Annotated in this window: 16 protein-coding genes; 11 read left to right on the top strand and 5 right to left on the bottom strand. The window is 73.5% G+C overall.

Features of this window, described 5'->3' with window-relative positions:
* The first annotated feature begins 10 nt into the window (after window positions 1-10).
* The 5 genes from IEZ05_RS32555 to IEZ05_RS32535 are packed head-to-tail and all read left to right on the top strand — an operon-like array spanning window position 11 to window position 5,972.
* Window positions 11-1,852: an acetyl/propionyl/methylcrotonyl-CoA carboxylase subunit alpha gene (locus IEZ05_RS32555; protein WP_189233903.1), complete on the top strand. Its 1,842-nt coding sequence runs from the start codon at window positions 11-13 to the stop codon at window positions 1,850-1,852.
* A gap of 55 nt (window positions 1,853-1,907) precedes the next feature.
* Window positions 1,908-3,053 carry an acyl-CoA dehydrogenase family protein gene (locus IEZ05_RS32550; protein ID WP_189233902.1) on the top strand — a complete coding sequence of 382 codons (1,146 nt, stop codon included), beginning with the start codon at window positions 1,908-1,910 and terminating at the stop codon, window positions 3,051-3,053.
* A 17-nt stretch (window positions 3,054-3,070) separates the two neighbouring features.
* The gene (locus IEZ05_RS32545; protein ID WP_189233901.1) at window positions 3,071-4,639 is read left to right on the top strand and encodes a 4-coumarate--CoA ligase family protein; all 1,569 of its coding nucleotides are present in this window, start codon (window positions 3,071-3,073) and stop codon (window positions 4,637-4,639) included.
* Window positions 4,636-5,370: an enoyl-CoA hydratase family protein gene (locus tag IEZ05_RS32540; protein ID WP_189233900.1), complete on the top strand. Its 735-nt coding sequence runs from the start codon at window positions 4,636-4,638 to the stop codon at window positions 5,368-5,370. The genes IEZ05_RS32545 and IEZ05_RS32540 overlap by 4 nt, the downstream gene beginning before the upstream one ends.
* The gene (locus IEZ05_RS32535) at window positions 5,358-5,972 is read left to right on the top strand and encodes a TetR/AcrR family transcriptional regulator (protein ID WP_189233899.1); all 615 of its coding nucleotides are present in this window, start codon (window positions 5,358-5,360) and stop codon (window positions 5,970-5,972) included. Before IEZ05_RS32540 ends, IEZ05_RS32535 begins: the two co-directional genes overlap by 13 nt.
* 40 nt (window positions 5,973-6,012) lie before the next feature.
* Here IEZ05_RS32535 and pdxH read toward each other — a convergent pair whose 3' ends face one another.
* Window positions 6,013-6,690, bottom strand: coding sequence for a pyridoxamine 5'-phosphate oxidase (gene pdxH / locus IEZ05_RS32530; protein ID WP_189233898.1), 678 nt, complete (start codon window positions 6,688-6,690; stop codon window positions 6,013-6,015).
* A gap of 254 nt (window positions 6,691-6,944) precedes the next feature.
* Here pdxH and IEZ05_RS32525 point away from each other — a divergent pair, with 254 nt between their 5' ends.
* The 3 genes from IEZ05_RS32525 to IEZ05_RS32515 all read left to right on the top strand — a co-directional run bounded on the left by IEZ05_RS32525 (window position 6,945) and on the right by IEZ05_RS32515 (window position 10,799).
* Window positions 6,945-8,045, top strand: a complete 1,101-nt coding sequence (locus tag IEZ05_RS32525; protein WP_189233897.1) for a citrate synthase 2 — start codon at window positions 6,945-6,947, stop codon at window positions 8,043-8,045.
* Between the two features lie 344 nt (window positions 8,046-8,389).
* The gene (locus IEZ05_RS32520) at window positions 8,390-9,232 is read left to right on the top strand and encodes a GNAT family N-acetyltransferase (protein WP_189233896.1); all 843 of its coding nucleotides are present in this window, start codon (window positions 8,390-8,392) and stop codon (window positions 9,230-9,232) included.
* 103 nt (window positions 9,233-9,335) lie between these two features.
* Window positions 9,336-10,799: a PAS domain-containing protein gene (locus IEZ05_RS32515; protein WP_189233895.1), complete on the top strand. Its 1,464-nt coding sequence runs from the start codon at window positions 9,336-9,338 to the stop codon at window positions 10,797-10,799.
* 203 nt (window positions 10,800-11,002) lie between these two features.
* Here the strand turns inward: IEZ05_RS32515 and IEZ05_RS32510 are convergent, their stop codons facing one another.
* A complete protein-coding gene (locus IEZ05_RS32510) occupies window positions 11,003-11,758 on the bottom strand; it encodes an SIS domain-containing protein (RefSeq protein WP_189233894.1) in 756 nt (251 codons plus the stop codon).
* Window positions 11,759-11,983: 225 nt separating this feature from the next.
* Here IEZ05_RS32510 and IEZ05_RS32505 point away from each other — a divergent pair, with 225 nt between their 5' ends.
* Window positions 11,984-12,676, top strand: a complete 693-nt coding sequence (locus IEZ05_RS32505; protein WP_189233893.1) for a metal-dependent transcriptional regulator — start codon at window positions 11,984-11,986, stop codon at window positions 12,674-12,676.
* 571 nt (window positions 12,677-13,247) lie between these two features.
* Window positions 13,248-14,135, top strand: coding sequence for an alpha/beta fold hydrolase (locus IEZ05_RS32500; RefSeq protein ID WP_189233892.1), 888 nt, complete (start codon window positions 13,248-13,250; stop codon window positions 14,133-14,135).
* 25 nt (window positions 14,136-14,160) lie between these two features.
* Here IEZ05_RS32500 and IEZ05_RS32495 read toward each other — a convergent pair whose 3' ends face one another.
* The 3 genes from IEZ05_RS32495 to IEZ05_RS32485 form a co-directional block, all read right to left on the bottom strand.
* On the bottom strand, window positions 14,161-15,780 hold the full coding sequence (locus IEZ05_RS32495; RefSeq protein ID WP_189233891.1) for a transporter: 1,620 nt from the start codon (window positions 15,778-15,780) through the stop codon (window positions 14,161-14,163).
* Window positions 15,777-16,568: an ABC transporter ATP-binding protein gene (locus tag IEZ05_RS32490; protein ID WP_189233890.1), complete on the bottom strand. Its 792-nt coding sequence runs from the start codon at window positions 16,566-16,568 to the stop codon at window positions 15,777-15,779. The genes IEZ05_RS32495 and IEZ05_RS32490 overlap by 4 nt, the downstream gene beginning before the upstream one ends.
* Before the next feature lie 115 nt (window positions 16,569-16,683).
* Window positions 16,684-17,337, bottom strand: a complete 654-nt coding sequence (locus IEZ05_RS32485; protein WP_189233889.1) for a bifunctional DNA primase/polymerase — start codon at window positions 17,335-17,337, stop codon at window positions 16,684-16,686.
* 276 nt (window positions 17,338-17,613) lie between these two features.
* On the opposite strand from IEZ05_RS32485, the gene IEZ05_RS32480 reads away from it, so the two are divergent.
* Window positions 17,614-18,999 (top strand): tetratricopeptide repeat protein, encoded by a 1,386-nt coding sequence (locus tag IEZ05_RS32480; RefSeq protein ID WP_189233888.1) that lies wholly within the window; start codon window positions 17,614-17,616, stop codon window positions 18,997-18,999.
* Window positions 19,000-19,111 lie beyond the last annotated feature (112 nt).

Raw genomic sequence — 19,111 nt, 5'->3', positions numbered from 1 at the left:
TGAGGGACCAGTGATCACTTCCGTCCTCGTCGCCAACCGGGGCGAGATCGCCTGCCGCGTCTTCCGCACCTGCCGGGAGTCGGGCATCCGGACCGTCGCGGTGTACTCGGACGCCGACGAGAACGCCCTCCACGCGCGCGTGGCCGACACCGCGGTCCGCCTGCCGGGAACGGCCTCCGCCGACACCTACCTGCGCGGCGACCTCATCGTGAAGGCCGCGGTCGCCGCCGGCGCCGACGCCGTGCACCCCGGCTACGGCTTCCTCTCCGAGAACGCCGGCTTCGCGCGCGCCGTCACCGACGCGGGCCTGACCTGGATCGGGCCGCCGCCGGAGGCCATCGAGGCGATGGCGTCCAAGACCCGCGCCAAGGAACTGATGGGCATCGCGCCCCTGGGGGAGGTCACCGAGGCCGACCTGCCGGTGCTGGTCAAGGCCGCGGCGGGCGGCGGCGGACGCGGCATGCGCGTCGTACGGCGCCTGGCGGACCTCGACGCCGAGCTGACCGCCGCACGCGCGGAGGCGGCGAGCGCCTTCGGCGACGGCGAGGTGTTCGTCGAGCCCTACGTGGAGAACGGCCGCCACGTCGAGGTGCAGATCCTCGCCGACACGCACGGCACGGTGTGGGCGCTCGGCACCCGGGACTGCTCCCTCCAGCGCCGCCACCAGAAGGTGATCGAGGAGGCCCCGGCGCCGGGACTGACCGCGTCGCTCACCGAGGACCTGCACGAGCAGGCCGTCCGGGCCGCCCGCGCCGTCGGCTACACCGGCGCCGGCACCGTCGAGTTCCTCGTCGCGGACGGCAGGGCCCACTTCCTGGAGATGAACACCCGCCTCCAGGTCGAACACCCCGTCACGGAGGCGGTCTTCGGCATCGACCTGGTCGCCCTCCAGCTCCGCGTCGCCGAGGGCCACGCCCTCGAAACCGACCCCCCGCGCGCGCGTGGCCACGCCGTCGAGGCCCGCCTGTACGCCGAGGACCCGGCGCGGGACTGGGCCCCGCAGACCGGCCGCCTCCACCGTCTCGCCGTCCCGGACGGCATCCGCCTGGACACCGGCTACACCGACGGCGACGACATCGGCGTCCACTACGACCCGATGCTCGCCAAGGCCGTCGCCCACGCACCCACCCGCGCGGAGGCCGTCCGCCGCCTCGCCGGCGCCCTGGAACGGGCGCCGATCCACGGCCCGGTCACCAACCGGGACCTGCTCGTCCGCTCCCTGCGCCACGAGGAGTTCACCTCCGCCCGCATGGACACCGGCTTCTACGACCGCCACCTCGCCGCCCTCACCGAGCCCGCCCCCGACCCCCTCGCCCCACTGGCCGCCGCCCTCGCCGACGCCCACGGCCGCTCCCGGTTCGGCGGCTGGCGGAACGTCCCGTCCCAGCCGCAGGTCAAGCGGTACGCCATGGCGGGCGAGGAGCACGAGGTCCGCTACCGCCACACCCGCGACGGCCTCGCCGCCGACGGCGTACGCGTCGTCCACGCCGACGCCGCCCGCGTCGTCCTCGAAACGGACGGCATCCGGCACACGTACGAGATCGCCCACTACGGCGACCAGGTCCACGCGAACACCACCGCCCTCACCCCCCTGCCCCGCTTCCCCGACCCCGCCACCCAGCACGCCCCCGGCTCCCTCCTCGCCCCCATGCCGGGCACGGTCGTCCGCGTCGCGGAGGGCCTGACCGAAGGCACGACCGTAAAGGCGGGCCAGGCCCTCCTGTGGCTGGAGGCGATGAAGATGGAACACAAGATCACCGCCCCGGTCACGGGAACGCTCACCGACCTGCACGCCGTCACCGGACAACAAGTCGCGGTGGGCTCTCTACTGGCGGTGGTCCAGGGCACCTAGGGGCGCGGGGAACTGCGCGACCAGCCACGACGAGACCCGCACCCGAAGGAGCACAGTGACCACCCTCATCGAATCCGAAGAGCACAAGTCCCTCCGCGAAGCGGTATCGGCCTTCGCCAGGAGCCACCCCCGCACGCTCGGCACCGACAACAGGCGCTTCTGGCAGGACGCCGCCAAGCTCGGCTACATCGGCGTCAACCTGCCGGAGGCATACGGCGGTGGCGGCGGCGGCATCACCGAACTCTCGCTCGTCCTCGAAGAGATGGGCGCCGCCGGCAACCCCCTGCTCATGATGATCGTCTCCCCGGCGATCTGCGGCACCGTCATCGCCCGCTTCGGGACCGAGGCCCAGAAGCGGAAGTGGCTTCCCGCCCTCGCCGACGGCAGCCGCCTGATGGCCTTCGGCATCACCGAGCCCGACGCCGGCTCCAACAGCCACCGCATCACCACCACCGCCCGCCGCGACCCGGCGAGCGGGGACTGGCTGCTCACCGGCCGCAAGGTCTTCGTCTCCGGCGTCGACATCGCCGACGCCACCCTCGTCGTCGGCCGCACCGAAGACGCCCGCACCGGCACACTCAAGCCCTGCCTGTTCATCGTCCCGCGCGACGCGGAAGGCTTCCAGCGGCGCCCCATCGACATGGAACTCAACGCCGCGGAGAAGCAGTTCGAGCTCGTCCTGGACGACGTACGGCTGCCCCCCGAAGCCCTCGTCGGCGACGAGGACGCCGGACTCCTCCAGCTCTTCGCCGGCCTCAACCCCGAGCGCGTCATGACCGCCGCCTTCGCGATCGGCATGGGCCGCTACGCCCTGACCCGCGCCGTCGAGTACGCCCGCGAACGCACCGTCTGGAAGGCCCCCATCGGCGCCCACCAGGCCATCGCCCACCCCCTCGCCCAGGCCCACATCGACCTCGAACTGGCCCGCCTGATGATGCAGAAGGCGGCCCATCTGTACGACGCCGGCGACGACATGGGCGCGGGCGAGGCCGCCAACATGGCCAAGTACGCGGCCGGCGAGGCCTGCGTGAAGGCCGTCGACCAGGCCGTGCACACCCTCGGCGGCAACGGCCTCACCCGCGAGTACGGACTCGCCCAGCTGATAACGGCGTCGCGCGTGGCTCGTATCGCCCCGGTGAGCCGGGAGATGATTCTCAACTACGTCTCCCACCAGACCCTGGGCCTGCCCAAGTCGTACTAGCCCCCCGTGGAGGAACCGTGTTCCGCAGCGAGTACGCAGAAGTCCCGCCCGTCGAACTGCCCATCCACGACGCCGTGCTCGGCCGGGCCGCCGTGTTCGGGAACACCCCGGCACTGATCGACGGCACCGACGGCACCACGCTCACCTACGAGCAGGTGGACCGCTTCCACCGGCGCGTCGCCGCCGCCCTCGCCGAGGCAGGCCTGCGCAAGGGCGACGTCCTCGCCCTGCACAGCCCGAACACGGTCGCCTTCCCGCTCGCCTTCTACGCCGCCACCCGCGCGGGTGCCTCGGTGACCACCGTGCACCCGCTCGCCACGGCGGAGGAGTTCGCCAAGCAGCTCGCCGACTCGCGGGCCCGCTGGGTCGTCACCGTCTCACCCCTCCTGGGCGTCGCCCGCCGGGCCGCCGAACTCGCGGGCGGGGTCCGGGAGATCTTCGTGTGCGACAGAGCGTCCGGCCACCGCTCCCTCATCGACATGCTGGCCTCGACCGCCCCCGAACCCGAGGTCGCCATCGACCCGGCCGAGGACGTCGCCGCCCTGCCGTACTCCTCGGGGACCACCGGCACCCCCAAGGGCGTCATGCTCACCCACCGGCAGATCGCCACCAACCTCGCCCAGCTCCAGCCCGCCATCGCGGCCGGACCGGGCGACCGCATCCTCGCGGTGCTCCCGCTGTTCCACATCTACGGGCTCACGGCCCTCATGAACGCCCCGCTGCGGCTCGGCGCCACCGTCGTCGTCCTGCCCCGCTTCGACCTGGAGCAGTTCCTCGCCGCCATCCAGAACCACCGCATCACCGGCCTGTACGTCGCCCCGCCGATCGTCCTCGCCCTCGCCAAGCACCCCCTGGTCGCCGACTACGACCTGTCCTCGCTGAAGTACATCGTCAGCGCCGCCGCCCCCCTGGACGCGCAACTCGCCGCCGCCTGCTCCCGGCGGCTCGGCCTGCCGCCCGTCGGCCAGGCCTACGGCATGACCGAACTGTCCCCGGGCACCCACGTCGTCCCGCTGGACGCCATGGCCGACGCGCCGCCCGGAACCGTCGGCAAGCTCATCGCCGGCACCGAGATGCGCGTCGTCTCCCTCGACGACCCGGACAGGGACCTCGGCCCCGGCGAGTCCGGCGAGATCCTCATCCGCGGCCCCCAGGTCATGAAGGGCTACCTCGGCCGTCCCGACGCCACCGCCGCCATGATCGACCAGGACGGCTGGCTGCACACCGGGGACGTCGGCCACGTCGACACCGACGGCTGGCTGTACGTCGTCGACCGGGTCAAGGAACTGATCAAGTACAAGGGCTTCCAGGTGGCGCCCGCCGAACTCGAGGCCCTGCTCCTCACCCACCCCGGCATCGCCGACGCGGCCGTCGTCGGCGCCCACGACGACGACGGCAACGAGGTGCCGCACGCCCACGTGGTGCGCCGGGCGCCCGCCGAGGGACCCACCGAAGGAGAGGTCATGATGTACGTCGCCGAACGCGTCGCCCCCTACAAACGCGTCCGCCGGGTCACCTTCATCGACGCCGTGCCCCGGGCGGCCAGCGGCAAGATCCTCCGCCGTGAACTGCGAGGCCGCCCGTGACCCTGATCGACCGCACCCGCGTGCGGGGAGTCGAGACCCTCACCCTCGACTCCCCGCACAACCGCAACGCCCTCTCCGCCGCCCTCGTCGCCGACCTGGCCGACGCGCTCGCGAAGGCCGGTGAGGACACCGGCGTCCGCGCCGTCGTCCTCACCCACACCGGCACCACCTTCAGCGCCGGCGCCGACCTGCGCGACCCCCCCGACCCGGACGCGCTCGTCGCCCTGCTCCGGCAGATCGTGGAGCTGCCGAAACCGGTGATCGCCCGGGTCACCGGGCACGTCCGCGCGGGCGGCCTCGGCCTGCTCGCCGCGTGCGACGTCGCCGTCGCGTCCAGCACGTCGACGTACGCCTTCACCGAGGTCCGCATCGGTGTCGCCCCAGCCGTCATCAGCCTCACCGTGCTGCCCCGCACCGACCCCCGCGCCCTCGCCCGGTACTGCCTCACCGGCGAGCGCTTCGACGCCGCCGAGGCCGCCCGCACCGGCCTGCTCACGGCGGCGGGCGCCGACGTGGACGTCGTACTCGCCCCCGTCCTCGACGGTGTGCGCCGTGCCTCACCGCAGGGCCTGGCCGAGACGAAACGGCTGCTCACGGCTAGGGTGCTGGAGGCCTTCGACCGGGACGCGGCCGACCTGACCGCGCTCTCGGCCCGGCTGTTCTCCTCCCCGCAGGCCCGCGAGGGGATGACGGCCTTCCTCGAACGACGGGATCCGGAATGGGTGGTGTGAGCACGGCCGACCGTGCCGAGCGAGTACCCAAGCAGGACCGCAGCCGGGCCACCCGGCAGCGGCTCCTCGAAGCCGCCGTGGCCTGCCTCGCCGAACACGGCTGGGCCGGCTCCACGGTCTCCGTCGTCGCCGAACGCGCCGGCGTCTCCCGCGGCGCCGCCCAGCACCACTTCCCGACCCGCGAGGACCTGTTCACGGCGGCGGTCGAGTACGTCGCCGAGGAACGCTCGGGCGCCCTGCGCGCCCTGTTCCCCGACGGCGCGGCGGCCGACGACCGCCGCGCCGTCGTGGCCGCCCTGGTCGACCTCTACACCGGGCCCCTGTTCCGGGCCGCGCTCCACCTGTGGGTCGCCGCCTCCGACGAGGAGCAGCTGCGCGGCCGGGTGACCGAGCTGGAGGCCCGCGTCGGCCGCGAGACCCACCGCATCGCCGTCGACCTCCTCGGCGCCGACGAGAGCCGTCCCGGCGTCCGCGAGACCGTCCAGGGCCTCCTGGACATGGCCCGCGGCCTGGGCCTCGCCAACCTCCTCACCGACGACGCAGGCCGACGCGAACGGGTCGTGGCCCAGTGGGCGGACCTGCTGGACGCAGCGCTGGGCTGACGCACCCCCGCGCCCGCACCCGCGGGGCCCGCCCGGCGGTTCACGGAGCGAGCCGCTCCACCCGCCAGCTCCCGTCGGCCTGCGCCACGTACCGCAGCCGGTCGTGCAGCCGGTTCTCCCGGCCCTGCCAGAACTCCACCGCCCGCGGCGCCACCCGGAAGCCGCCCCAGTGCGGCGGCACCGGCACCCGCTCGCCCTCCGGATAGCGCGCCGCCAGCTCGGCGTACGCGGAGTCCAGGGCGTTCCGGCCGGGCACCACCGCGGACTGGACGCTGGCCCACGCCCCCAGCTGCGAGCCGTGCGGCCGGGTCCGGAAGTAGGCGGCGGTCTCGTCCCGCCCGGTCCGCCGCGCCACGCCCGTCACGATGACCTGGCGGGCCATCGGGTGCCAGGGGAACAACAGCGACACGTGCGGGTTCTCGCCCAGCTCGCGCGCCTTGCGGGAGTCGTAGTTGGTGTAGAAGACGAAGCCCTGCTCGTCGAAGTGCTTCAGGAGCACCGTGCGGGAGCTGGGCCGGCCCTCGGCGTCCGCCGTGGAGACCACCATGGCGTTCGGCTCGAACAGGCCGCCCTCCGTCGCGGCCTGCTTGAACCAGCGCGCGAACTGCTCGAGGGGCGTGGCGGCGAGCTCGCTCTCGGCGAGCCCGTCGGCCCGGTACTGCTTGCGCATCGACGGAAGATCGAAGGGGACGGCATCGCGGTCGGTCACGACGGCCATCCTGCCGTATCCGCGCGGCTCCGCTCCGCGGTGTCCTTCGTCACTGAGTGGCACTGAGTGCCGCGACCCCTCCCCAAAGGTGACACCCGGGGATATCGTGCTGGTTCCGTCCCGGTTGGATGAGCGCCCGCCGGACGGGGCATCACACGGGTGACCGCAGGGACCGCGAGCCGCGCACGGCCGTGGATCCATGGGGACGACCGCACTCGTCCCCGCGCCGGTCGCCACACATCACGACCACGAGGAGCCGCCTGATGTCCGATTTTGTACCCGGGCTAGAGGGAGTCGTCGCGTTCGAGACGGAGATCGCCGAACCCGACAAGGAGGGCGGTGCCCTCCGCTACCGCGGGGTCGACATCGAGGACCTGGTCGGACACGTCTCCTTCGGCAACGTGTGGGGCCTGCTCGTCGACGGCGCGTTCAACCCCGGACTGCCGCCCGCCGAGCCCTTCCCCATCCCCGTGCACTCCGGCGACATCCGCGTCGACGTCCAGTCCGCGCTCGCCATGCTGGCGCCGGTCTGGGGCCTCAAGCCCCTCCTGGACATCGACGCCGAGCAGGCCCGCGCCGACCTCGCCCGCGCCGCCGTCATGGCCCTGTCCTACGTCGCCCAGTCCGCGCGCGGCCAGGGCCTGCCGATGGTCCCGCAACGCGAGATCGACAAGGCCCAGTCGGTGGTCGAACGCTTCATGATCCGCTGGCGCGGCGAGCCCGACCCCAAGCACGTGGCCGCCGTGGACGCCTACTGGACCTCCGCCGCCGAGCACGGCATGAACGCCTCCACCTTCACCGCCCGCGTCATCGCCTCCACCGGCGCGGACGTGGCCGCGGCCCTGTCCGGCGCCGTGGGCGCCATGTCCGGCCCGCTGCACGGCGGCGCGCCCTCCCGCGTCCTGCACATGATCGAGGAGATCGAGCGCACCGGGGACGCCGAGGCGTACGTCAAGAAGACCCTGGACGCCGGCGAGCGCCTCATGGGCTTCGGCCACCGCGTCTACCGCGCCGAGGACCCCCGCGCCCGCGTCCTGCGCCGCACCGCCCGCGAACTGGGCGCGCCGCGCTACGAGGTCGCGGAGGCCCTGGAGAAGGCGGCCCTGACAGAGCTGCACAACCGCCGTCCCGACCGTGTCCTGGCCACCAACGTCGAGTTCTGGGCGGCCATCATGCTGGACTTCGCCGAGGTCCCGGCCCACATGTTCACGTCCATGTTCACCTGCGCCCGCACGGCCGGCTGGTCGGCGCACATCCTGGAGCAGAAGCGGACGGGCCGACTGGTCCGCCCCTCCGCCCGCTACACCGGCCCGGGCCCCCGCGACCCGCGCGAGGTCGAGGGCTACGGGGACATCGCGGGCTGATCCCCGAGAGGTCCCGCAGAACGCAGACGACCCGCGAGTCTGGTTCCTCCGTGGAGGAGCCGGCCGGACGTACCGGCGACTCGCGGGTCGGGTGACTGCTCGGGATTGGGCCGGCTGCGCGTTTCTCTCACGCGCTGGTCCGGCACCGCACTCGGTGTGGTGCCGGGCCGCTAGCCCGCAGCCACCTCACGCGTCCGGTTCTTGTACATCTGCCGAACCACCTCCCTTCTCGTGTGCCCCCACACTAAAAACCGGACGGCCGCCGAAGCAACGACTTTTTTCGCGTCGGTCCGGCGTCCGATATGCCATGGACGCGTTCTGCCTGGTCACCTACCGTTCCGCGCATGACGCAGCGGCGGACGATTCTGAGCGGGTCCACGTTCGAGGAGCGGATCGGGTACGCCCGGGCCGTCGTCGACGGGGACCGGGTGCACGTGTCGGGGACCACCGGGTTCGACTACGCGGCGATGACCATCGCCGACGACGTGGTGGAGCAGGCCGAGCAGTGCCTGCGCAACATAGGGGCCGCGCTGGCCGAGGCGGGCTGCACGTTCGCGGACGTGGTGCGGGTGCGGTACCTGCTGCCCGAACGGGCGGACTTCGAGCCCTGCTGGCCCGTGCTGCGGCGGGTGTTCGGCGAGGTGCGGCCGGCGGCCACGATGGCGGTGTGCGGGCTCTCGGACGAGCGGATGCGCATCGAGATCGAGGTGGACGCGCGCCGGGGACCCGTCGCGCCCGGCTCGGGGCTGCGGATCGAGGCCGTGGACGGCGAGGGCATGGCCGAGGAGTGGCGGCACGTCCACAACGAGATCGTGCCGCCCGCCGCGATGTCCCTGGCGGACGTGCGCGAGCGCAGCGTCCGGTACCGGCTGGAGAACGCCTACCTGGGAGACGTCCTCGTCGGCTGCTCCACCGTGCGTCCGCCCGAGGGGGAGGAGCGGGTGGCGACCGTGATCGCCCGCGTGCTGCCGGCGTTCCGGGGGCGCGGGATCGGCGCGGCGCTCTACGAACGAGGGCTGGCGCACGCCCGCGGGCTCGGCGCCGGGGCGGTGGAGACGGTGGTGCTGGCGGCCAACGAGGACGGGCTGCGGTTCGCCGGGGCGCGCGGGTTCACCGAGCGGGAGCGGTACGTGCTGGACGGCGAGAGCGACGAGTGGGTGGATCTGCGGCTGGCGGCCGGGGCGTGACGGCGGGACCCTTGATGACAGGGGCGTATGCCGGGTTTCCGCTGCGCAACGATTTCCGCAATCTTGCGGGAACCCGGTGTGTGCTGCATCACGTTCGAGTTGAATGAAGGCCAGTGAACGAACCGGCGTACGGTACGGCGGACGCAGCCTGCAGGGGGTTCAGGTGAGTGCTTCCCGGCGTAGTGGGACCACCGACGAGCTGGGGCCGGACGAACCGGAGCAGCCCGAGCGGGACGGCGCGGACCTGTTGGCCGCGCTCCTCGACGGGATGGACGCGGCGCTGTGCGCCTTCGACGCGGAAGGCGTCGTCACCCACTGGAACCGCGAGGCGGAGCGGATCCTGGGCTGGACCGCGGCCGAGGCCGTGGGGCGGCAGGGATTCGCCGGCTGGGCGGTGCGCAGCGCGGACGCCGGGGAGGTCGAGGAGCGCCTGCTGTCCGCGATGCGGGCGCCGGGGCGTCAGGTGAACGAGTTCGCGTTGCTGACGAAGGACGGCGGACGGGTGCTGGTGCGCACCCAGTCGGCGGCCGTGCGCGGCCCGGACGGCAGGCCCGCGGGGGTGTACTGCGCGTTCAGCGAGGTGCACGCGCAGATCGACCTGGAGCGGTCCATCGCGCTGAGCGAGGCGCTGCTGGAGGACGCGAGCTGGGGTGTCGTGCTCGTGGACGTGGACCTGCGGCCCGCCGTGGTCAACGCGCACGCGGCCCGGGCGCTGGGCACCGGACGTACGTCGGTACTGGGCCGGCCGCTGGGCGATCTGCTCTCCCAGGGCGTGGAGGAACTGGAGAGCGCGCTCACGCACGTCCTGGCGGAGGGCGCGCCGCCGGCGCCCGCCGAGATCTGGGTGAGTGTGCGCACCCCGGACGGGGAGCGGCGGCGGTGCTGGCGCAGCGGGTTCGTGCGGCTGTCCTCGCCCCTGGCGGAGGAGCCGGTGCCGCTGGGCGTCGGCTGGCTGTTCCAGGACGTCACGGAGGCCAAGCAGGGCGAGCAGGAGGCGGCGCTGCTGCGTTTCCGTGCCAATCAGCTGCACCGGGCGGCGCGGGCGGCGGGGGAGTGCGAGGACCCGGCGGAGGCGGCGACCGTCCACCTCGACTTCGCGCTGGCCGGGTTCGCGGACCACGCGCTGATCGACCGGGTGGCGGGCGGGGCGCTCGCGGACTCCGGGTCGGCGGATCCGGTTCGCCTGGTCCGGGTGGCGACGACGCCCTCCGGTGCGCCGGGGACCGGCCTGCCGTCCGGGGCGGCCGGGCTGCCGGTGCGGTACGGCGAGGGGCATCCGGCGCTGCAGTGCGTGGAGCGCGTCGGCTCGGTGCGGGCCAGCGCGGGCGTCGGCGCCGTGCCGCCCGAGCAGGCGCGCCGGTGGGCCGAGGCCCGGCAGTGGCCGCCGGACACGGTGCACGCCCTGTGCACGGTGCTGCGCAGCCGGGGGCGGACGCTGGGCGTCGTGACGTTCCTGCGGGGCGCCGGCCGCAACGCCTTCGAACGCCCCGACGCGATGTACGCGGAGGACGTGGCGGTACGCATCGCGACGACGCTGGACCTGGCCGGAGCGGTGGCGCGGGAGTAGGCGTGCCCCTCGGGCAGGACCGACCGCCCCGCGAGCAGGGGTCCCGGTGAAGCGCCGCCGGCGAAGGGTTCGCGGCGGCCGCGGGCGGGAGTGCGGCCCGGGTGATGCGCCGCCGGGTCGGGCCGGCCGCCGCCCCGCCCCCGGGCGGTCGGTGTGCCGGTGACGCCGCCGGAGGCGCTCGCGGCGCTCGCGGCGTTCGCCGGTCAGTGCCGGTAGAAGATCCGGTCGCCGTACTCCGCCAGCACGCGGCCGTTCCACTCGTGGCCGCCGTCCACGTTGCCGGAGCGCAGCAGGGGCGGCTCGATGCCGTGCTCGGCGAGGGCGCCGGCCGCCGTGGCCATCACGGCCTGCATCAGCGCCGTGGTGACGACCGTGGACGCGGGTGCGAAGGGCGCCGGGACGGTGTCGAGGGTGAGTTCCGCGTCCCCGACGGCGATCTTGGAGTCGAGGACGAGGTCGCAGTGGTCCTTCAGGAACGTGCCGGAGGTGTGCCGGGACCTGGTCTCGGAGGCGTACGCCACCGAGGTGACGCCGATGACCTTCACCCCGAGCGCGCGGGCGTTCATGGCCATCTCCACGGGGAGCGCGTTGCGCCCGGACAGGGAGATGATCACCAGGGCGTCGCCCTCGCGCAGGGGCGAGGAGTCCAGGACGGCGCTCGCGAGGCCGTCGACGCGCTCCAGGGCGGAGCCGAGCGTGGCCGGCATGACGTCGACGCCGACCACACCGGGCACGGAGAGCAGGTTCATCAGGGCGAGTCCGCCGGCGCGGTAGACGACGTCCTGTGCGGCGAGCGAGGAGTGACCGGCGCCGAAGGCGAAGAGGCGGCCCCCGTCACGGACGGTGTCGGCGAGCAGGGTGCCGGCCGCCTCGATGGCGTCGGCCTCCTCCTCGCGGACGCGTCGCAGCAGGTCGATCGCCGCGTCGAGGAACTGGCCGGCCGGCTTGCGGTCGCTCATGCGGGGCCCCTTCGGTGTGGCTGCGTCGCGGATCACGGTGCGGTCTGGACCTGTGCGGTGTCAATACGGCCGAGCGGGCCGCGCCGGGCGGTGTCCGGTGGTGCCGGTCGCCCCGGGTTGCCGCGGCGAGGGACGCTTGTCGGTGGTATGCGTCAGAATTGAATGCAGGGCCAGCGCACGCGCCGGTGGGCCTCCGCCTCCGGCAGATCTCACCAAGGGGCACGTATGTCCGGACTGATCGACACCACGGAGATGTATCTCCGCACCATCCTCGAGCTGGAGGAGGAAGGTGTGGTCCCCATGCGTGCCCGGATCGCCGAGCGGCTCGACCAGAGCGGCCCGACGGTGAGCCAGACGGTGGCGCGGATGGAGCGCGACGGTCTGGTGTCCGTGGCGGCCGACCGGCATCTGGAGCTGACCGACGAGGGGCGCCGGCTGGCCACGCGCGTGATGCGCAAGCACCGGCTCGCGGAGTGCCTGCTCGTCGACGTGATCGGCCTGGAGTGGGAGCAGGTGCACGCCGAGGCCTGTCGCTGGGAGCACGTGATGAGCGAGGCCGTCGAGCGCCGCGTGCTGGAGCTGCTGCGGCACCCGACCGAGTCTCCGTACGGCAACCCGATCCCGGGCCTGGAGGAGCTGGGCGAGACGGACAGCGCCGACCCGTTCCTGGACGAGGGCATGGTGTCGCTCGCCGACCTCGGCCCGGGCCCCGAGGGCAAGACGGTCGTCGTGCGCCGCATCGGCGAGCCGATCCAGACGGACGCGCAGCTGATGTACACGCTGCGCCGGGCGGGCGTGCAGCCGGGCTCGGTGGTGAGCGTGACGGAGTCGGCGGGCGGCGTGCTGGTCGGCAGCGGCGGCGAGGCGGCCGAGCTGGAGGCGGACGTCGCGTCCCACGTGTTCGTCGCCAAGCGCTGAACCGGAGCGTGCGCGGGCCGGTCGGGGGGCCGTCGAGCGGACGGTGACGCGGGGGCTTCGCGCCACGGCGCCGATCCCGTCGATTCCGGGACGGGGTGCGCCGAATCGCAGCGGTCGCGCGATCGGCGTGCGAGGCTGTCGCGTGAGTGCACGTGAGGCTCTGGGCCGTGGTCCGACAGCGATGTCGGACCGGCCGGAGAGGGGGAGGGACATGCCGGAGAGACGGAGAGGGCCCCGGCGCCTTGTGGCGCCGGGGCCTGTCCTCCCCTGTGCTGACCCGGAGCCCCGAGCTCTCAGGGTCAATCCCCTCGGACCGTTTTCCCCGAGCGGTCCGCCTCCCGCTGAAGATCTCCCCGCGGCGACGGCGATCAATCCCTGAGGGGTGTCACTCGAATGAGGGGTGTTGCCCAGCGGGACGGCATTTTCGAATATCCATTCGATACTCTGCGGTTGTCGGACATGAACGGCCCGTACGACAGGCGCCAGGTATGACAAGCGCGGACACGCAAACAGCGCAGGGACGACAGGGCGCAGGCACGACAGGGCGCGACACTTGGGGGTGCCAGGACCTATGGCGCGGCGCATCGACGTGACCGGGGCGGGTGGGGTGCGCCTCGCCGCCTGGGAGTTCGGCGACCCTCCCAAGACCGACGGGGCGCACGGCACGGATCCGGCGGACGCGCACGGCGGCCTCCCGGGCGTGCTGTTACTGCACGGCCTGATGGGCCGCGCCTCGCACTGGGCGCCCACGGCGCGCTGGCTCTCCGCGCGCCACCGGGCCGTCGCCCTCGACCAGCGCGGCCACGGCCGCAGCGACAAGCCCCCGCGGGGCGCCTACACCCGGGAGGCCTACGTCGAGGACGTCGAGGCCGCCCTGGAGCAGCTCGGCCTCGGCCCGGCCGTCCTCATCGGCCACGCCATGGGAGCGCTCACCGCCTGGCAGCTCGCCGCCAAGCGGCCCGACCTGGTCCGCGGCCTGATCATCTGCGACATGCGGGCCTCCGCGCTCGGCGCCGCCTCGCAGCACGTGTGGGCCGAGTGGTTCAAGGCCTGGCCGGTCCCGTTCGCGACGCTCGCCGACGTGCGCAAGTGGTTCGGCGAGGACGACCCGTGGGTGGAGCGGCCGAACCCGGCCCGGGGCGAGTTCTACGCCGAGGTGATGGCCGAGTCCCCGGACGGCTGGCGCCCCGTCTTCGAACCCGAGCAGATGCTGCGCTCCCGCGAGACCTGGGTGTACGACGCCCACTGGGAGGAGCTGGCCCAGGTCCGCTGCCCCACCCTGGTCGTGCGCGGCCTGGACGGCGAGCTCGGCCGGGCGGAGGCCCAGGAGATGGTCCGGGTCCTGCCGCGCGGCCAGTACGCGGAGGTCGCCGACGCCGGCCACCTCGTCCACTACGACCAGCCGGAGGCGTGGCGGGCGGCCATCGAACCGTTCCTGGACACGCTCGGGGAAGGGTGAGGCGGGGCGGCCTCCCCGCCCCCCGTCACCCCTTGCTCACGGCCGTCAGGATCTCCGGCAGCCGCCGTGCCGTGTGCGGGGCGGCCAGACGCAGGCCGAGCAGGGTGAGCACCGCGCCGTACACCGCGCCCACCGGCAGCAGGACCGCGCTCCACGCGTCACCGCCCTCGCGCACGTGCAGCCAGATGGTCAGCGCGATGACCGGCGCGCACAGCAGGGCGGCGCCCACCATCCCGCCGACGATGGAGATCCAGGCCAGCCCCACCTGGCCGGGGACCACGTTCTTGTGGCCCTCCTGCGGAATGGAGTACGGGAAGCGGGCCGACGTCCAGGCGCCGGTCGCCAGCATCGCGCCGAGCAGCGCGAAGGACAGGCCGAGCGCCTCGGGCAGCGTCCGCCAGTCGTCGAGCATCGCGGTCGTCAGGACGGTGACGAGGGTGGCGTACGGCAGCGTGATCAGCAGCAGGGCCAGCGCCCGGGCGCGCAGCTCGACGTACGCGTCGCGCGTCGAGGAGATCGTCATCGCGACGACCCAGAAGGCGGAGGTGTCCTGGCCGAACTGGTTGTACATCTGGATGCCGAGCATCCCGGCGGCGAAACAGGCGAAGTAGACCGAGCCGGTGCCCTGCCAGGCGTTGAACACCGGCACGATCAGGCCGATGGCGAGCGAGGTCACCCAGGCCGCCTTGGTCTTGGGGTCGCGCCACACGTACCGCAGGGAGCGCTCCATGGTGGTGCCGGTGCGGCCCGCCGGGAGCAGCCGGGCCAGGCCCGCCGAGCCCGGTTCGCGGACGGGCCTGCCCTCGGCCGCCTGGAGCGTGGACCCGTCGGGCGAGGTCATCAGCCGGGTCAGGTGCCGCGCCCACACCCACAGCAGCAGCACCAGGGCCGCCGCGGTCAGCGCCAGCTGGGCGAGGGCGACGCCGTACGACCCGTCGCTCGCCGCGTCCATCGCGCCGATCGCCGTGGCGGGCGGCACCCAGCGCAGCACGTCGGCCACCGGGTCGAGCTGCTCGAGACCGGACGTGCCCAGCCGCTGCGCGCCGAAGTTGACCAGCTGTGCCCCGACGGCGACGACCAGCCCGCTCAGCACCGCCAGGTCGCGGCCCTTGCGGCTGGTCAGCAGCCGGACGTTGGCGGCGGCGACGGCCCGCGCGAGGGTCACGCACACCAGCAGCGCGAGGACGGCGCCCACGACGCCGACGGCGAACGCGGCCCCGCCGTGCGCCACCGCGACCACGGAACCGGCGAACATGCACAGCGTGAACAGCGGCCCGATGCCCACCAGGGAGGCCGCGAGCAGGGCCCGCACCAGCGGCCGGGGCCGCAGCGGCAGCATCACCAGCCGGGTCGGGTCGAGCGTCTCGTCGCCACTCGGGAAGAACAGCGGCATCACCGCCCAGCCCAGTGCGAGCACCGCCGCGAGCAGCACGACCAGCGCGTCCACGTGCGCGTACCCGCGCAGGGCGATCAGGCCGATCAGCTGGAGCGCGGCGAAGAGCAGGACGACGACGGCCGAGGCGACGTAGGCCGCTCGCCGGCCGCCGGACTGCCGCAGCCCGTTGCGCAGCAGGGACAGTTTCAGCCGTACGAAGACGGCCGTCAGGGGCGTGGCCGGGGCGGCGGGGGCCGTTCGCGCGCTCATCGCGCCCCGCCGCCCAGCCAGTCGAGGTCGCTGCCGGCGTCCCGGACGCCCGCACCGACGAGTGCGAGGAACGCCTCCTGCAACGAGGCCGCGTCACCGCGCACTTCGGCGAGCGTGCCGGTGGCGCGGATGCGTCCGGCGGCCATGACGGCCACCCAGTCGCACAGCGACTCCACCAGCTCCATCACGTGCGAGGAGAAGACGACGGTGGCGCCGGACGCGGTGTAGCGCTCCAGGACGCCCCGGATCGTCTGTGCCGACACCGGGTCGACGCCCTCGAACGGCTCGTCCAGGAACAGCACTTCGGGGTTGTGCAGCAGTGCGGTCGCGAGGCCGATCTTCTTGCGCATGCCGGTCGAGTAGTCGACGACCAGCTTGTGCTGGGCCCCGGCCAGGTCGAGCACGTCCAGCAGCTGGGTGGCCCGCTTGTCCACCTCGGTCCCGGGCAGTCCGCGCAGGCGGCCCGAGTAGGCGAGCAGCTCCCGCCCCGACAGCCGCTCGAACAGCCGCAGCCCCTCGGGCAGCACCCCGATCCTGGCCTTCACCTCGACCGGGTCGCGCCACACGTCGTGCCCGACCACCTCGACCGACCCCTGATCGGGCCGGAGCAGCCCGGTGACCATGGAGAGCGTGGTGGTCTTCCCGGCCCCGTTCGGCCCGACGAGCCCGATGAACTTGCCCGCGGGCAACTCCAGGTCGATCCCACCCACGGCGACCTGCTGCCCGAACCGCTTCCAAAGCCCCTGAACCCGCACGGCACTTGCGCTCACCACGACTCCCTCCGTCACCTAGAACCCTACGGGGGAGCAGCGCGCCCCGAAGGGGCGCGGGGAACGGCGCGAGCAACCACAACGAACCCGCAGCCGCTGCATCACACCAACCCGGCAGACGAGTAGGCGCGTCCTACCGATCCCTGCCGCACGCATACGCCAACGGCGAGATCACCTCCTCCACATCCGGCAGCCACCGATTCGCCGGCGTCGGCCGGCAGACCCACTGCACGGCCCCCCGCGTCCCGTACCGCGTGGGCGGCGCGGCGACATACCCGCCCTCCCCGAGCACGGTCAGATCGAGCGACCGAGGGGACCAGCCCAGATTCCGCACCAGCTCGGGCACCTTCGCCGTGGCCCCCGGAAGAACGAAGAACCGCATCCGCCGGTCCGGTGCCAGCGTCACCGGCCCGAGCGTCAGCTCCATCCGCTCCATCCGGGCGAGCGCCAGGAACCCCGCGGTCTCGGGCACGTCGATCGCGTCGAACGTCCGCCCCGTGGGCAGCAGCACCGACGCCGTGGGGTGCTGCTGCCACATCCGGCGGGCGACGGTCGCGCTGCCCGTCGCCCGCGTCGCCCAGTCCTCGCGCGCCGGGTGCGCCCCCGGGACGGCGCACGCCGCCTCCCCGCAGGAGCAGCGCTGCACCCCGTCGGAGGCTTCCAGCCAGGTCCCGGGAAACACGTCCCAGTGGCGCTCCTCGGCATAGCGGACGGCGGTCTCCAGCAGCGACGTTCCGCGCTGCTGCGGGATGTGAGCGGTTTCGGTGCCCGGGATGGTCTCTTCCACGTGGAACTCAACTCCCGCACCCACCACGGGTTACGGCTCCCCCGCGCGCGGGGGAGGAGCATCGATCCCGCACCCGGGGCGCATGGGTGCACGTGCGGGGGCGCGCGGGAGGATCCGCGGCAGGAGCTGGGTAGCCACGTCTGGGGCCGGCACCGGCCGTTACCCCGGCAAACCTCACAAGCCTCGCATTGTCGGCACATCGGCGGGGCATTGATCTTCACGGCCGGAAATCTCTCGTTCCGCCGAGACAGCATCGAGACCGCATGGGGGTACGCCATGGCCGCAAGGCCTCTCGTGGCGCGACAGCCGAACGAACGGCTGCAGGCGCTCATTCAGGAAGCGGGCTGCTCGAACGCGGGCCTCGCCCGCCGGGTGAACATGTGCGGCGTCGAGCACGGCCTCGACCTGAGGTACGACAAGACGTCGGTGGCCCGCTGGCTGCGCGGACAGCAGCCGCGCGGGCGGGCGCCGGCGATCATCGCGGAGGCGCTGGGACGCAAGCTCGGCCGTACGGTCACGATCGACGAGATCGGCATGGCCAACGGCAAGAACCTCGCGTCGGGCGTCGGCCTCCAGTTCTCGCCGACGGTACTGGGAGCCATCGAGCAGGTCTGCGAGCTGTGGCGCAGCGACGTGGGGCGGCGGGACTTCCTGTCCGGCTCCTCCGTCGCCGCGTCCGCGCTGGTCGAACCGAGCCGCGACTGGCTGATCTCCGCGCCCGACCCGCAGGTGTCGCGCTCGGCCGGGCCGCGGGTGGGCCAGTCCGACGTGGCGGCCGTGCGGGCGATGACGCAGGCGCTGGTGGACCTGGACCACCAGTACGGCAGCGGGCACGTGCGCCCGGTCGTCGTGCACTACCTCAACAGCGTCGTCTCCGGGCTGCTCGCGGGCTCCTACCGGGAGGCGGTGGGGCGGGAGTTGTTCGCCACGGTCGCCCGGCTGACCGAGCTCGCCGGGTACATGGCGGTCGACACCGGTCAACCGGGCCTGGCCCAGCGGTACTACATCCAGTCGCTGCGGCTCGCGCAGGCGGCCGGCGACCGCGGGTACGGCGGCTACGTCCTCGCCGCGTCGATGAGTCACCTGGCCGCACAGCTCGGGAATCCGCGCGAGATCGCGCAGTTGGCGCGCGCCGCGCAGGAGGGTGCGCGCGGGCGGGTCACCCCGCGCGCGGAGTCGATGTTCCACGCGGCCGAGGCGCGCGGCCACGCCCTGCTCGGCGACGCGCGGTCGGCCCAGGCGGCCGCCGGGCGCGCGGTCGAGGCGATGGAGGCGGCCGACCCGGCCTCCGGGGACGACCCGGCGTGGATCGCCCACTTCGACCAGGCTTACCTGGCCGACGAGTTGGCGCACTGCCACCGGGACCTCGGGCAGGCCGACGCGGCGGCACGGTGCGCCGAGGAGTCCCTGGCCGGGCACCCCGCGTCGCGGGCCCGCAGGCGGGCCATCGGCCATGTGCTGCTCGCCACCGCGCAGGTGCAGCAGCGGGAGATCGAACAGGCCTGCCACACCGCGCTGAAGGCCGTGGACCTGCTGGAGACGCTGCGCTCCAACCGGGGCGCCGAGTACCTGGAGGACTTCCAGCAGCGCCTGGAGCCCTACCGGGAGGAGGCGGTGGTAAGGGAGTTCGGGGCGCGGCTCGATCTGCCCGCCGCCGCGTGAACCGACGGGCCCCCGGTGCGTGAACGTGCGGTGAAGCACTGTGCGGAGAGCGGAAAGGAACGTAAACAGCGTGCCGGAGCCCGGTTTTGTTACTGCGGTCACAGGGAAGGAG

The organism is Streptomyces flaveolus (assembly GCF_014648815.1).
GTDB classification, from domain to species: domain Bacteria; phylum Actinomycetota; class Actinomycetes; order Streptomycetales; family Streptomycetaceae; genus Streptomyces; species Streptomyces flaveolus.
This window is presented reverse-complemented; position numbering and strand designations above follow the sequence as displayed.

What these genes read in the sequence shown, in the direction of transcription:
- IEZ05_RS32500 (WP_189233892.1), top strand. Translation starts at nt 13,248, where the DNA reads ATGGCGCGGCGCATCGACGTGACCGGGGCGGGTGGGGTGCGCCTCGCC.
- IEZ05_RS32480 (WP_189233888.1), top strand. Translation starts at nt 17,614, where the DNA reads ATGGCCGCAAGGCCTCTCGTGGCGCGACAGCCGAACGAACGGCTGCAG.
- IEZ05_RS32515 (WP_189233895.1), top strand. Translation starts at nt 9,336, where the DNA reads ATGAAGGCCAGTGAACGAACCGGCGTACGGTACGGCGGACGCAGCCTG.
- IEZ05_RS32520 (WP_189233896.1), top strand. Translation starts at nt 8,390, where the DNA reads ATGACGCAGCGGCGGACGATTCTGAGCGGGTCCACGTTCGAGGAGCGG.
- IEZ05_RS32510 (WP_189233894.1), bottom strand. Translation starts at nt 11,758, where the DNA reads ATGAGCGACCGCAAGCCGGCCGGCCAGTTCCTCGACGCGGCGATCGAC.
- IEZ05_RS32525 (WP_189233897.1), top strand. Translation starts at nt 6,945, where the DNA reads ATGTCCGATTTTGTACCCGGGCTAGAGGGAGTCGTCGCGTTCGAGACG.
- IEZ05_RS32535 (WP_189233899.1), top strand. Translation starts at nt 5,358, where the DNA reads ATGGGTGGTGTGAGCACGGCCGACCGTGCCGAGCGAGTACCCAAGCAG.
- IEZ05_RS32495 (WP_189233891.1), bottom strand. Translation starts at nt 15,780, where the DNA reads ATGAGCGCGCGAACGGCCCCCGCCGCCCCGGCCACGCCCCTGACGGCC.
- IEZ05_RS32505 (WP_189233893.1), top strand. Translation starts at nt 11,984, where the DNA reads ATGTCCGGACTGATCGACACCACGGAGATGTATCTCCGCACCATCCTC.
- pdxH (WP_189233898.1), bottom strand. Translation starts at nt 6,690, where the DNA reads ATGGCCGTCGTGACCGACCGCGATGCCGTCCCCTTCGATCTTCCGTCG.